The organism is Actinoplanes sp. NPDC049668 (assembly GCF_044465445.1).
In the GTDB taxonomy this organism is placed as follows: Bacteria; Actinomycetota; Actinomycetes; order Mycobacteriales; family Micromonosporaceae; genus Actinoplanes.
Window position 1 is genome coordinate 636,853 of sequence record NZ_JBITLR010000001.1, and the last position, 13,663, is coordinate 650,515.

Annotated in this window: 11 protein-coding genes; 3 read left to right on the top strand and 8 right to left on the bottom strand. The window is 73.1% G+C overall.

The window, feature by feature from the left end; all coding sequences use genetic code 11:
* The first annotated feature begins 43 nt into the window (after positions 1–43).
* The gene (gene ddaH / locus ACIBSW_RS02915) at positions 44–850 is read left to right on the top strand and encodes a dimethylargininase (RefSeq protein WP_354722682.1); all 807 of its coding nucleotides are present in this window, start codon (positions 44–46) and stop codon (positions 848–850) included.
* Complete coding sequence (rocD, locus tag ACIBSW_RS02920) at positions 847–2,058, top strand: ornithine--oxo-acid transaminase (protein WP_404799202.1); 1,212 nt, start codon at positions 847–849, stop codon at positions 2,056–2,058. The genes ddaH and rocD overlap by 4 nt, the downstream gene beginning before the upstream one ends.
* 35 nt (positions 2,059–2,093) lie before the next feature.
* On the opposite strand, the gene ACIBSW_RS02925 is transcribed toward rocD, so the two are convergent.
* Positions 2,094–3,239: an FHA domain-containing protein gene (locus tag ACIBSW_RS02925; RefSeq protein WP_354722681.1), complete on the bottom strand. Its 1,146-nt coding sequence runs from the start codon at positions 3,237–3,239 to the stop codon at positions 2,094–2,096.
* Positions 3,240–3,318: 79 nt separating this feature from the next.
* Positions 3,319–3,612 (bottom strand): 4a-hydroxytetrahydrobiopterin dehydratase, encoded by a 294-nt coding sequence (locus ACIBSW_RS02930; protein ID WP_184989650.1) that lies wholly within the window; start codon positions 3,610–3,612, stop codon positions 3,319–3,321.
* A gap of 147 nt (positions 3,613–3,759) precedes the next feature.
* Between ACIBSW_RS02930 and ACIBSW_RS02935 the strand changes: the two genes are divergently transcribed.
* Complete coding sequence (locus ACIBSW_RS02935; RefSeq protein WP_354722680.1) at positions 3,760–4,566, top strand: hypothetical protein; 807 nt, start codon at positions 3,760–3,762, stop codon at positions 4,564–4,566.
* Positions 4,567–4,599: 33 nt separating this feature from the next.
* On the opposite strand, the gene ACIBSW_RS02940 is transcribed toward ACIBSW_RS02935, so the two are convergent.
* The 6 genes from ACIBSW_RS02940 to ACIBSW_RS02965 all read right to left on the bottom strand — a co-directional run bounded on the left by ACIBSW_RS02940 (position 4,600) and on the right by ACIBSW_RS02965 (position 13,595).
* Positions 4,600–5,658, bottom strand: a complete 1,059-nt coding sequence (locus ACIBSW_RS02940; protein WP_354722711.1) for a 1-acyl-sn-glycerol-3-phosphate acyltransferase — start codon at positions 5,656–5,658, stop codon at positions 4,600–4,602.
* Positions 5,655–6,500, bottom strand: coding sequence for a patatin-like phospholipase family protein (locus ACIBSW_RS02945; protein WP_354722679.1), 846 nt, complete (start codon positions 6,498–6,500; stop codon positions 5,655–5,657). Before ACIBSW_RS02945 ends, ACIBSW_RS02940 begins: the two co-directional genes overlap by 4 nt.
* Before the next feature lie 75 nt (positions 6,501–6,575).
* A complete protein-coding gene (locus ACIBSW_RS02950) occupies positions 6,576–7,964 on the bottom strand; it encodes a glycosyl hydrolase family 18 protein (protein WP_354722678.1) in 1,389 nt (462 codons plus the stop codon).
* An 81-nt stretch (positions 7,965–8,045) separates the two neighbouring features.
* Positions 8,046–9,245, bottom strand: a complete 1,200-nt coding sequence (locus tag ACIBSW_RS02955; RefSeq protein WP_354722677.1) for an ABC transporter ATP-binding protein — start codon at positions 9,243–9,245, stop codon at positions 8,046–8,048.
* 45 nt (positions 9,246–9,290) lie between these two features.
* The gene (locus ACIBSW_RS02960) at positions 9,291–10,181 is read right to left on the bottom strand and encodes a hypothetical protein (RefSeq protein WP_354722676.1); all 891 of its coding nucleotides are present in this window, start codon (positions 10,179–10,181) and stop codon (positions 9,291–9,293) included.
* A gap of 264 nt (positions 10,182–10,445) precedes the next feature.
* On the bottom strand, positions 10,446–13,595 hold the full coding sequence (locus ACIBSW_RS02965) for a cyclic nucleotide-binding protein (protein WP_354722675.1): 3,150 nt from the start codon (positions 13,593–13,595) through the stop codon (positions 10,446–10,448).
* Positions 13,596–13,663 lie beyond the last annotated feature (68 nt).

Genomic DNA, 13,663 nt, shown 5'->3' on the forward strand with positions numbered 1-13,663 from the left:
TGTTCTAGGGCGTACGCAGGCACTTCACGCATACCGTTTCGGCATGACGCCCATCGCCACCCCGCGCCGCTACCTCATGTGCCGGCCCACGCACTTCGCCGTCACGTACCGGATCAATCCGTGGATGGATCCGACGGCGCCCTACGACAACGCCCTGGCCGTCAGCCAGTGGGAGAACCTGCGCCAGACGTTCCTCGACCTGGGCCACACCGTCGAGTTGATCGATCCGCTGGCCGGCCTGCCCGACATGGTCTTCGCCGCGAACGGCGCCACCGTCGTCGACGGCAAGGTGCTCGCCGTGCAGTTCCGCGACGCCGAGCGGGCCGACGAGGCCCCGGCGTACGCCGCCTGGTTCGCCGGCAACGGCTTCGAGGTGTTCGAGTCCAAGCACACCAACGAGGGCGAGGGCGACATCCTGCTCGCCGGCGACGTGCTGCTGGCCGGCACCGGCTTCCGCACCGCCCACGCCGCGCACGCGCAGACCCAGGAGGTCTTCGGCCGCCCGGTGATCACGCTGCAGCTGGTCGACCCGGCGTACTACCACCTCGACACCGCGCTGTGCGTGCTGGACGAGCGCAACGTCGCCTACCTGCCGTCCGCGTTCTCGCCGGGCTCGCAGGCCGTCCTGCGCCGGCTCTTCCCCGACGCGGTCATCGCCACCCCGGCCGACGCCGAGGTGCTGGGCCTCAACGCCGTCAGCGACGGACGTACCGTGGTACTGCCGGTGCAGGCCACCGCGCTGACCGCCGCCCTGCGCGAGCGCGGTTACCAGACGGTCGGCGTCGACGTGTCCGAGCTGCGCAAGGCCGGCGGCGGACCGAAGTGCTGCACCCTGGAGGTTCGATCGTGACCGACCTTGACCTGCGTACGCCCGCCGCCCTGGCCGACGCCGAGCGCTGGACCGCACACAACTACCACCCGCTGCCGGTCGTCATCGCCGACGCCGAGGGTGCCTCGGTCACCGACGTCGACGGCCGCCGCTACCTCGACTTCCTCGCCGGCTACTCGGCGCTGAACTTCGGCCACCGGCACCCCGACCTGATCAACGCCGCGCACGCGCAGCTGGACCGCCTCACGCTGACCAGCCGGGCGTTCGTGCACGACCAGTTCGCCGACTTCTGCCGCGGGCTGGCCGAGCTCTGCGGCAAGGACCTGGTGCTGCCGATGAACACCGGCGCCGAGGCCGTCGAGACCGGCATCAAGGTCGCCCGCAAGTGGGGCTACCAGGTCAAGGGCGTGCCGGACGGCCAGGCCGAGATCATCGTCGCGGACGGCAACTTCCACGGCCGGACCACGACGATCATCAGCTTCTCCACGGACACCGACGCGCGCGACGACTTCGGGCCGTACACCCCGGGCTTCCGGATCGTCCCGTACGGCGACCTGGCCGCGCTGGCCGGCGCGATCACCCCGAACACGGTGGCCGTGCTGCTCGAGCCGATCCAGGGCGAGGCCGGCGTGCTGGTGCCGCCCGCGGGCTACTTCGCCGGCGTGCGCAAGCTGTGCGACGACTCCAACGTGCTGTTCATCGCCGACGAGATCCAGTCCGGCCTGGGCCGGACCGGCAAGACCTTCGCGATCGAGCACGAGGCGGTCGTGCCGGACATGTACCTGCTGGGCAAGGCGCTCGGCGGCGGCATCGTGCCGGTGTCGGCCGTCGCGGCGAACGCCGACGTGCTCGGCGTGCTCAAGCCCGGCGAGCACGGCTCGACCTTCGGCGGCAACCCGCTGGCCTGCGCGGTCGGCGCCGCGGTGGTCCGGCTGCTGGAGACCGGCGAGTTCCAGGAGCGCTCCGCGCGGCTGGGCGCCCGGCTGCACGAGGGCCTCAACGCCCTGGTCGGCAAGGGCGTGCTCGCCGTGCGCGGGCGGGGCCTCTGGGCCGGCGTCGATATCGACCCGGCGATCATGACCGGCCGGCAGGTCGTCGAGCGGCTCGCCGCGCGCGGGGTGCTGGCGAAGGACACCCACGGCTCGACGATCCGGCTGGCGCCGCCGCTGGTCGTCACCGAGCAGGAGCTGGACCACGCGGTAGCGCAGCTCGCCGCGATCCTGGCGTAAGGCCGGCAGGGGAGGCGGCCCGCCAGCCGCCTCCCCTACCGCTCGAACTTGCGGATGGCCATCGTCGGCGCCTCCGCCATGACCGACGACGGCTGCGTGACGCCGCCCGTAGACCACAGCTTGGCGCGGCCCACGTTGACGCCGCCGTAGAGCTCCACCACGTCGTTCGCCGCCAGGGTGCGGGTCTCGTCGCGGTTCAGGGTGATCCGCTGGTCGTCGTCCAGCGTGCCGCCCGGGCGGATCCCGGTGCCGTTGGTGCTCACGTCCTGTGCCGTCAGCTCGCCGCCCCGCAGCGACAGGCGCACGTGGCCGCGGCTGATCCACTTCCGGGCGTCCTCGGTCAGCCACTGGCCGAGCATGACGCCGCCGCCCTCCGGCGCGCGGCCCACCACGACCGGCTTGTCCTCCGACACCACGAAGCGCTGGCGCACGACGCCGTCGATGCGGACCGACAGCACCTCCACCGCCGGCCGGGGGCCGGAGTCGCGCAGGCGCGCGCCGTGCCGGGGGCAGGTCGGCGCGCCCGAGCGCAGGGACGGCGGCGGCTGGGCGACCGGCGCGGTCACCTTGCGCATGTCGGCGAACGGGCTGTCCGGGTCGCCGCCGGAGTCGAAGGCGTTGCAGTTCGACTCGGGGCAGCTCCAGACCCGGGCGAGCAGCTTCTTGCCCATCGGGGACGGCTCGCCGACGGCCGGGATCTCCCCGCGCCCGACGCGGGCCACCAGCACCGGTCCGGCCGCGCCGGCGACCGCGGCGAGCAGCCGGCCCGGCTCCTCGACCCACGGGCGGCGGTCCCGGAACTGTTCGGCGCGGTTGCGGGTCAGCACGGGCAGGCCGAGCAGCTCGGCCACCTCGAGGACCCGGTCGTCGAGCTGCGGAACCACCTCGACGACGCCGTCGTCGGCCCAGCGCCGGACCACCATGCGCTCGTTCGAGGTGAGGTCGGCGTCGGAGAGCAGGCCGCGCGGTACCACCGCGTACACCGGCACGTTCTCCTCCGAGACGTGCCGGCCCAGCGCGTCGATGACCAGGCCCAGCCGCAGCATGCTGGCCGGGCGACCACCGTCGAGGTCGGCGTAGCGCACGATCTCGGAAAGGTCGACCACGGCGCGGGCCAGGGCCGGGTCGGTGGTGAGCCGGGCCTCGATGGCGTCGAGGACCTTGCTGACCTCGAATCTCACGAAGCCTCCCTGAACGTGCGCATGCGGCTACCTCCGGCCATCATGCCGTCTGGCCCCCGCGCGCGGCGAATCAGGGCGCTTAGGACGCGTCGGCGAGGATGCGGTCGATGCGGTTGGCCAGGGCGATGTCGCGCGTGGTGACGCCCCCGGCCGAATGCGTGACGCAGCGGAAGGTCAGGGTCCGCCAGCGGATGTCGATGTCCGGGTGGTGATCCATCTCTTCCGCAACCTTCGCGACCCGGTCGACCACCGCTATCGCGGCGGGAAAACTACGTAGGCCAACGGTACGCACGATCGCGTCGGTCCCGCCCTCCCAGCCGTCGAGGACGGCAACGGCACTGCGTACGGAGTCGGCGTCGAGCAGGTCAGCCATGACTCAACCTTAGTGCCCGGCCGCCCCCGGACCGTGACGGCCCGGGCGAGGGTGTCGCCGGTGTCCGTTTGCACGGCAGCCGCATCGGGCACTGCACCTGTCGACCGTCGTCACCCCCGGACGACCGGCAGGGCAGGAAGGACCGACATGCGGACGCCACGACTCGCCGGACTCGGCCTCGCAACGATCGCCGCGGCCGCACTCGCGGTGAGCGGCTGCGCGGCAGAGAACGGCGCCGCACCGGGCGGCGGCGCCTCGGCGCCGGCACCCAGCGCCACCGGCAGCACGGGACCGGCCGATCCGGCCGCCGCGGCCGAGCTGGCCTCGGCCGCCGCCGCGCTCGGCACCACCAGCTTCCGGGTCACCATGACCTCCGGGCCAGGCCTCAAGCTGAACAGCCAGATGGACGCACCGAACGGCGTCGGCACCGCCGAGCTCACCGCGGCCGGGCCGAACACCGAGATCAAGATCAAGACCCTGCTCCTGGACCAGGACCTCTACCTACAGGTCGACGGGATCACCAAGCCGGGCACCTGGACGCACGTCGACGTGTCCCGCCTGCCCGAGGGCGCCAACGTCGGCCTGCGACCCGGCCAGATCGACCCGGCCGACACGGCCAAGCTGCTGACCTCCACCACGAACGTCGAGAAGGTCGACTCGCGCAGCTACCGGGGCACCCTCGACCTGTCCAAGGCGGCCGGCGTCGCGGGCGTCGACCAGAAGATGATCGACACCTGGGGCGCGCAGGCGCAGGACGTGCCGTTCACCGCGGGCCTCGACGACCAGGGCCGACTGACGGCGCTGACCCTGCAGCTCCCGGCGGTCAACGGCCGGCCGACCCCGCCGCTCGAGACGCTCTACACCGACTACGGCGTCAAGGTCGAGGCGAAGAAGCCCGCCGCGACTGAGATCACCGAGGCGCCGGACAGCCTCTACACCAGCCTGGGCGGCTGACACCTCCGGTTCCGCGGCGCCGGGTGGTACTCCTCAGGGAGCCACCCGGCGCCGCGCCGTCCAGTCGGTGCCGAGCGGCCGGGGCCGCGGCTTGTTCTCCTCGATCCAGGCGTCGATCCGCGCCCACCAGTCGTAGAGCCAGTGCACGCGCTCCTCCTCGTCGACCGGGATCTCCTCCGGCGGCACGCTCCAGAACCGCATCACCAGCTGCTTGTCCATCGGCAGCTCCCGCCACACGTCGCCGACCGTGATCATGCGGTCCAGCCCGGTGTGCGCGCAGAAGATGACCCCGGCGTCCGGCGCGGCGTCGATCGCCGTGAACAGCCCGGTCGGCTTCGGCGGCAGCACGTTGCGCAGGCCCTCCGCCCGCGCGGCGATGTCCGCCATCCCCCGGTCGCGCAGAAACGCGATCGCCCGAATCCGCCGGCGCGGCGTGAAGTTGCCGCCCTCCGGGAAGATCACGAACGCGTCGTTGTCGTCCAGGCCCGTGGCCAGGTCGCTGATCTCCTGCTCCAGCGAGCGGGTGTGGGTGTGGCCGGGCGAGATGAACCTGTTGGGTAGCCGGTTGAGCAGGATGTCGACCGCCGGATCCCATTGCAGCGCCGCCTTCAGCACGATCCGCGGTTCCCGGTCGAACCAGTTCACCAGCCCGTGGATCAGGATGAACGAGTCGCCGGGCCCGGCATGGCGGCTCACCACGATCTCCGGCCGCCCCGGCATGCCGGTGTCCGGGTCGGTGCCGACGATGTCGACGCTCAGGTGCAGGGACCACTTGGCCAGCCAGAACAGCGCGCCGAGGAACCGGCCGGTGAGCACGTAGTGCGCCCGCTGGAACGCCGCGCTGCGGATCTTCCACCCGAACCCGGACGCGAACCACAGGACGGCGAGGCAGACCAGCGCGGCCGCGTCCCACACCAGGTAGACCAGCGCCAGGAAGACCAGCCGCGGCACCCGCAGGTGCCCCGGCACGAGCGGCGACGCGACCAGCGCCACGAGCAGCCAGACCGGCAGCGTGGTGAGCATCAGCACGGCGAGCACGACGACCAGCGGGGCGATCACCAGTCGTCGGACCCAGACCGGCGGCAGCATCAGGCGCCGTCGGGCCGGGCGGTCACCTCGGCGGCCAGGTAGCGGCGCGACGCGGTATAGGCGCGGCTGATCCGCCGGCCGGCGGCCGCCATGTCCCGGTAGGCCCACGGCGAGTCGTCGCGACTCTCGCCGCCCCCGGTCGGAAGCACATGCACCCGTACATCGTCGGGCAGCGATGCAACATCGCGCGCGAACCGGTGCCGCCGGGCGATCTCGAACGCCACCTGCGCCACCTCCCACGGCCGCCTGGGCACCGCCAGCGGCCGCTCGATCCGCCCGACCTGCAGCACGAAGATCTGCTTGGCACCCACCCGCACAGCCTCGCTGATCGGAATCGAATTGACGATCCCCCCGTCGACGAAGTGCTCGCCGGAGATCTCCATGGGCGGCAGCAGCCCGGGCACGGACGAGGAGGCGAGCACGGCATCGACCAGCGGCCCGCTGTCGAACCAGTGCTCGGCGGCGCGCTCGATGCTGGCGGCGCAGCAGCGGAAGGGCACCTTGAGGTCGGCGAACTCGCGGCCCTCACCCAGCTCCGAGATGAGCAGGCGGCGCAGCGGCAGCGGCGAGTGCAGGTGGGTCCGCGCGGCGAAGCGCCGCAGCTGCCGGGCCAGCGAGTCGCCGTACACCTCCGCCGCCTCGGGCGAGGACCAGAGCCGGACGAGCCGATCGGTGACGGCCTCGGAGGGGTCGGCGGCGACCAGCGCGCCGTTCACGGCGCCGATGGACGTGCCGACCACGACGTCGGGACGGTAGCCGGCCCGGAAGAGGGCGCGCAGCATGCCGACCTGTACGGCGCCGAGCACGCCACCCCCGCCAAGCACGAACGCGACCGGCCCATCCATGCGTTCATCGTGTCACGGCGCGAACGCCGCCCCCACCGGGCCGTGCGGCTCCGGCGGGGACGGCGGGGCGGCAGGTCAGCCGAGGCCGTTGAGGAACGGCTCGTGGTTGATCCGGAACTCCCAGTTGTAGAACCGGTCCCAGTTGATCGACCAGGTCATCAGGCCGCGGAAGTTCGGGTTGGTGCCGCTGCGCACCGTGTAGCCGCCGCAGTTCACGCCCTTGACCAGGCAGTTGACCGCCTGCTGAACGCCGGCGGGCGCCACGTAGCCGTTGCCGGCGCTGACCGAGGACGGCGCGCCGAACGCGATCTGGTCCTCGCGCAGGGCCGGGAACATGTTGGCCGTGTTGCCCGCCACCGGGAAGCCCGCGAGCATCATGTCCGTCATCGCGATGTGGAAGTCGGCGCCGCCCATGCTGTGGTACTGGTTGTCGAGACCCATGATCGATCCCGAGTTGTAGTCCTGCACGTGCAGGACGGTGAGCTCGTTGCGCAGGGCGTAGATGACCGGGAGGTACGAGCCCGCCCGCGGGTCCTGGCCGCCCCACGGCCCCGAGCCGTAGTACTGGTATCCGAGTTGGACGAAGAACGTCTCGGGCGCCATGGTCAGGACGAAGTTCGCGCCGTACCGGGACTTCAGGGACCGCAGGGCCGCGATGAGGTTGACGATCACCGGGGTGGTCGGGTTCTTGAAGTCGGTGTCGCCCGTGTTGAGCGACAGCGAGTGGCCCTCGAAGTCGATGTCGACGCCGTCGAGCCCGAACTTGTCGATGATGGCGCTGACCGACGTGACGAACCGGTCGCGTGCCGCGGTCGTGGTCAGCTGAACCTGGCCGTTGGCGCCGCCGATCGAGAGCAGCACCTTCTTGCCGGCCGCCCGCTTCGCCCTGATCGCGGCGATGAACTCGGCCTCGCTCTCCACGCCCGGGCATTCCGCCGCCGGGCAGAGGGTGAAGCGGATGTCGCCGGAGGTCGCGTTGGTCGGCTCGCCGAAGGCCAGGTTGATGATGTCCCAGTCGGCCGGCACGTCGGCCATCCGCAGGTAGCCCGAGCCGTTGGCGAAGCTGGAGTGCAGGTAGCCGATCAGCGCGTGCTTCGGCAGCCCTGCCACCGGGGGCTGCGACGTGGGCGGGGTGGTCGGCGGGGTGGTCGGCGGCGTCGTCGGCGGGGTGGTCGGCGGCGTCGTGGTGGGCGGCGTGGTCGGCGGGGTGGTGCCGCCGCAGGTGCCGTTGTCGATCCAGACGTCCCACTGGCCGCTGTGCGTGGCGGGGCTCTCGTTCTGGTTCCACCACTTGGCGGTGTAGTTGTGGCCGTTCTGCGAGGCCTGGTTGTCCTTGACGTAGACGGCCGTGGAGTTCCAGGCCGGCACGCAGGCCGCGGCGGCGCTCGCGGACGAGGCTATGTAGACGGTGGAGCCGGCGGCCGCGAGAACGGCGGACGCGGCCAGGATCAGTGAGCGGCGCATGGGGGTGGCCTCCACGTCGGTATATCGACAGTTGGCCAATTATTAGGAGTGTTAACTGATTCTGTCCAGAGGTGACAACAATTAACCGGCGGCGAATCGGATCCGCCGGCCGCCGCGATCGAAGAGCAGCAGATCGTCCAGGCCGACCCCGACGGCCAGCTCCTCGCCCCGCACCACCCGGCCGGGCATCGGGACCCGGACCATCACCTCGCCCATCGGCGGCGGATCCACCACGTCGTACGCCGGGTAGAACCCGTACGGGGTGCGCTCGGCCGGCGCGGCGGCGCGGGCGGGCGGCGGCTGCATCCACGGGCTCGGCACCCCGCCGACGTCGACGTGCGCCAGCAGCTCGTGCCCGAGGTTCTCCACCGCGCACACCGCGCCCCGCAGCGTCATGGCCCGGGTGCCGAGCGAGAGGGCCCGCAGCGCCACGGTCACCCGCTCGGTGTGGTGGCGGGCCAGCACCGCCGTACGCGGATCACCCGCCGGCAGCTCCAGCACCTGCGAGCCGAGGTCCAGCACGGTTCGGCAGTCCTCGGCGTACACGGCCGCCTCCAGCAGGCTGGTGCGCGGGGTGCCGAGGAAGGCCGCCACGAACAGGGTGTCCGGGTCCGCGTACACCTCGGCGGGCGGGCCGACCTGTTGCAGCACCCCGTACCGCAGCACCGCCACGCGGTCGGCCATGCTGATCGCCTCGATCTGGTCGTGCGTCACGTAGACCGTGGTGACACCGAGCCGCCGGGCCAGCGCCACGATCTCGCCGCGCAGCGCCGACCGGGCGCCGGCGTCCACGTTGGACAGCGGCTCGTCGAGTAGGAAGACCGACGGGTTGCGCACCAGGGCGCGCGCCATCGCCACCCGCTGACGCTGGCCGCCCGACAGGTGCTCGGGATAGCGGCTGAGCAGGTCGGCGACGCCGACGTTGCGGGCCGCCTCGGCGACCCGCAGGCCGATGTCCGTCGCCGGCACCGGCACGGTGCGCAGCGGAAAGCCGATGTTCTGTGCGACGGTCAGATGCGGGTACAGGGCGTGGTCCTGAAAGACCATCGCGATGCCGCGGGCGCGGGGGTCGATGTCGCGGACCGGCACGCCGTCGAAGAGCACGGCACCCGACGTCGGCACCTCGATCCCGGCCAGCAGGCGCAGCAGCGTCGACTTGCCGCAGCCCGTCGGGCCGAGCAGCACCAGGAACTCACCGGCCGACACATCGAGATCGACGTGGTCCACCGCGACGACGTCGTCGAAGGTCTTCGTAAGCTCGCGCGCGGCGATCGCCACCATGCCCATCATCGTGGGCTTCGGCGGCCGTCAATACCAGAGCCCGACCTACTGGAAGACCGACCGGTCCAGCCAGCCGTCGCCGTCGTCGTCGTACATCCGCTTCTCGAAGACGCCGTCGTGGTCCTTGTCGTAGTCGGCGTAGTCGACCCGGTTGTCGAGGTCCTTGTCGACGCCGACGAAGTCGGCCTCGCCGTCGCGGTTCAGATCGACCCGGATCTCCGCGCCGCCGCCCTCGTGGCCGCGATAGGTCGCCTTGTCCAGGCGGCCGTCGCCGTCGGCGTCCACCCGGTTGTGGTAGCCCTTCGGCGGCGCGAGGTGCTCGGCCTCGGCCTGGCCCTTGCCGGCGCCGCCCAGCGCCTCGCCGACCTCCTGGAACGCGGGGCCGAAGCCGGTGCGGGGCGCGTCGCCGAGCCGGGAGACGGCCGGCAGCCCGTCCAGGTCGGGGGCGTCCTCGAGGCCGGGCGCCGAGCCGAGGCCGGATCGCGCCGCCATCTCGCCGCCGCCACCCGCGCCCCAGGCGTCCGGCGCCGAGCCGAAGCCCTCGGTCGCCGGGTGCCCGACGACGCCGCGCGCGGCGGCACCGGCGGCGCTGCCGAACTCGGACCACTCCCCCAGGGTCTCCCGGACCGCGCCGGGCCCGGCGGCCGCCGGGGCGGAGCCGATGCCCTCCCGGGCCGCGCCGCCGCCGAACGCGTCGGACGCACCGCCCAGGTCGCCGAACGACGAGAACAGCCCGAACGTGCTCGACTTGTTCACCCGGTCCTCGACCTGGGCCGTTGACGCGCCGGGGTCGGCGGCGACCTGCTGGCGCAGCAGCTCGGCCTCGCCCGCCTCCAGCTGGTAGCCGGCCAGGGCACCGGTCGCGTCGGCGGCGAGGTGCGCCTGGAACGACGGGTCGGTGAGCAGCCGCTCCAGCACCGCGTCGAAATCACTCATGCCGACAACGGTAGGAGCCCGCGTCCAGTGCCCGCCATAGGGCGTTAGTCCAGCTCCGGCATCGCTACCGGCTGTGGCCTGGGCCGACAGGTGCCGCACTGGACCGCGTCCTCGACCACCAGCGCCTCGGCCCGGCCACGCGACGCCGAACGACTCACCTGAAGGAGGTACGGCCCGAAGCGCGCGTGGTCCTCACAGACTCCTCGCCCACAGAACCGGCACGTCCCGCGGGCGGCCTTGGCACAGAACCAGCAGAGCACGTAGTCATCCAATCTGAGGAATCGGTGGTTCGCTCGAGGTGGTGGTGGGCGGCGACGAACTCGGCGTGGTCGACGGCGGCGAGCTCGGCGAGCTCGGCGGCGGCGTCGTCCGCGGCGGCGAGGACGGCGGCGTGGTCCGGGGCGTGGTCGGCGCCGGCGTCGTCGGCCGGGTGGTCGGCGGCGTGGTCGTCGGGTCGTCGTCCGTCGGCGTCGGGTCCACCGGGTCGATCGTCGGCACCGGCACCTCGGTCGCCTCGGTCGGCGGAGCCGAGCTCGGCGTCGGCGACACGTCGTCGGTCGGCAGGTCCGACGGCAGCGGCTCGTCGCTCGGCGAAGGGCTCGGCGAACCGGCCGGCGGCTCGACCTTGACGCCGTCGCCACAGCTCAGGTCGGTGCCGCTGGCCAGGCTCGGCGTGCCGTCGACGTAGACCCGGCCGGTGGCGACGCTCAGGCCGACCGGCTCGACCGCGTACCAGGCGGATCCGTCGTTGGTGACCAGGCCCGACGGGCGGGACACGGCCATCTCCAGCGGTTGGTACGCACCGCTGGTGCTCGCGGTGTCGGCGAGCAGCCGGCCGGTGTCGAGGGTCAGGCTGCCGTGCGGCACCCGCCGTCGTCCCGCGTCGGTGTAGAGCCGGCCGACCCGGGCGCTGGAGCCGGCACAGAACAGCGTGGCCGAGCCGCCCTGGAACGTCAGCCGCCCGGTCGCCTTCGCCGGGACGGTGATGCGGGCGCCCTCGTCGACGTAGCGCCGCTCGCCCTCGCGGATGGTCTCGGTCCGGCCGTCGATGGTCGCGGTGACCGTGCCGCGGTCCGAGGTGAGCAGCGCCCGGTCGGTCGGCATCTCGGCCCACGCCGGACCGGGCACGAAGTTCATGGCCGTGAGCAGCATCGCGAGCAGGAGCAGCAGCAGGACCAGCCACCACATCCGGCGCTCGAAGCGGCGGTCGACCTCGGGGTTCTCGTAGCCGTCCGGCGGACCGGGCGGGGCGGCGAGCGGCGGATAGACGCCGGGCGAGTGCACACCGGACGCGGCCGGCCCGCTCTCCGCCGGCCCGCCGGGCGGACGCCCGGACGAGCCGACCAGCGGCGGCAGGTCGGAGGCGTCGGGGATGACCCACAGCCGTACGGGCGTGCGGGCCTGCGCGACGACGCCCGGGCTGCCGTCGCCGACCGGGCCGACGAGCGTGCCGCGGCGCAGCTCGACCCCGTCGGGCATCGCGATGACGCCGGAGTCGACGACGATGGCGTGCGTCGGCCCGGGCAGCACGACCGGCGCGCCGGGCTCGAGGTCGACCGGGTGCGCGGAGCCGATCAGCGCGAGCCGCTCGTCGCCGGCCAGCCCGGACAGCGCGGGGGTGTCGGTGAAGAGCGCCTCCGCCTCGGCCCGGTCGGCGGGCGGCGGGCCCGGCAGCGGGCCGACCACGGTCGCGACCGTCGCCGTCGGCACGGCGAGCAGGGTGGTGCCGGCCGTGTGCCAGTCCAGCGAGGTCGAGCGGCCGGTGAGCGCGTTGGCCAGCCCGACGACGCCGCCGGCGCCGACGTGGTGGCGGATGACGCCGCCCGGGTCGCCCGGCTTGCGCGCCTGCATGGCGCCGTCCACCACGACGTAGACGGCCTGCTGGGCGGCGCCGGCCAGGATGAGCTGGGTGCCGGACCGCGGTCGCAGCCAGCGCGCCCGGGCGGCGAGCCCGGCCAGCGCGGCGTCGGGCAGGCCGCCGAGGTCGGAGGCGCGCAGCGCGGCCATCCGGCGCGGCGCGTCGGCCTCGCGCCGCTTCTCGGAGGCGCGCATGCGGGCGGCGCGCCACCAGCGCGCGAGTCGCCCGGTGGCGATGTAGATCAAGGGTGCGCAGAGCCCGAGCACGATCAGCACCAGCAGCGCCTGCCCGGCGAGACCGCTGTGCCAGAGCCCGGTGGCGAGCCCGGCCACCCGGTCGGCCCAGATCCGGTACACGAGGTTCGCCGCTATCGCGAGCCAGAGCACCGCCAGCACGCCGTAGAGGGCGACGATGCGGCCCTCCCGGTCGAGCCCGGACCACGACGGCGGGCGTCCCCGCAGCCGGCTGGTCACCCAGGAGAGGCCCCGGCCGCGCAGGTTCGGGATCTCCAGCCAGTCCATCAGCAGGTAGTAGCCGTCCAGCGCCAGCAGCGGGTTCAGGTTGAACAGCGCGTTGACGTACCAGGCGAAGGCCAGCTTGAAGGCGAGCGGGCCGAGCGCCGGCACGGCGAGCCCGATGAGCTGCATCGACCCGGCAAGCACCAGGCCGGTGAACGGCCCGGCGGCGGTGACCAGCATCCGGGCGCGGCGCCCGGCCATCCACACGTCGGTGGTGTCGACGAAGACGGACGGGATTCCGAAGAAGACCAGCACGCCGGCCGCGGGCACCTCCCGCCCGGCATGCTTCGTGGCCAGCGCGTGGCCCAGCTCGTGGCTGGCCAGGGCCAGCAGGTTGAGCAGCAGCAGGACCAGCGCGCCGAGCAGATAGGAGCCGTTGGCCAGGAAGATCGCCTGGCTGCCCCGCCACCAGGTGGCGACGAAGAGGCCGATCCCGGCGACCGCGAGGACGGACATGACGATCGCGGCGGCCTTGGTGAACAGGAACCGGCCGCCGCCGCGGTAGAGCGCGGAGACCACGCCGTCGATGTCGAAGACCAGCATGCGGCGGCCGCGCGCCGCCGCCAGCACGCCGCTGCCCAGGCGCTTGGGCAACGGCCGGCGCTCGAGCTCCTGCAGCGGGCGGAACGCGTCGACCGGCAGCTCGTCGAGCATCCGGTTGCCGGCCAGGTCGGCGACGACGCGCCGGACCTGGTCGGGCGCGAGCCGGCCGGCGAGCCGGGCGAACTCGGCGACCAGCCGGGCGACCGTGTGCGTGCCGTCCATCATCAGCGCGAGCTGCCACTCCTCCGGCGTCAGCCGCAGATAGCAGGCGCGGCCGCCGTCGTCGGGCGAGCGCAGCATCACGTACGTCGAGCCGCGCACGCTCATCAGCTCGACGGCCTCGATGCCACCGCGCAGCACCGGCCGGGCCCGGGCGGGGTTGAGGCGGTCGACTACAGCGCCCCAGAGGCCGGGATCGGCGGGGCCGAGCGGTTCGCCCGGCGCGCGTCCCGCCAGGGCTTCCCAGACGCTCATTCGGGTCTCGACGTAGGTCACCGGGGTCGACCTTCCAATCGCTATGGCGAATGGAGACTAGGCGGTCCGCCCGGGGATGGCGAGCCCCC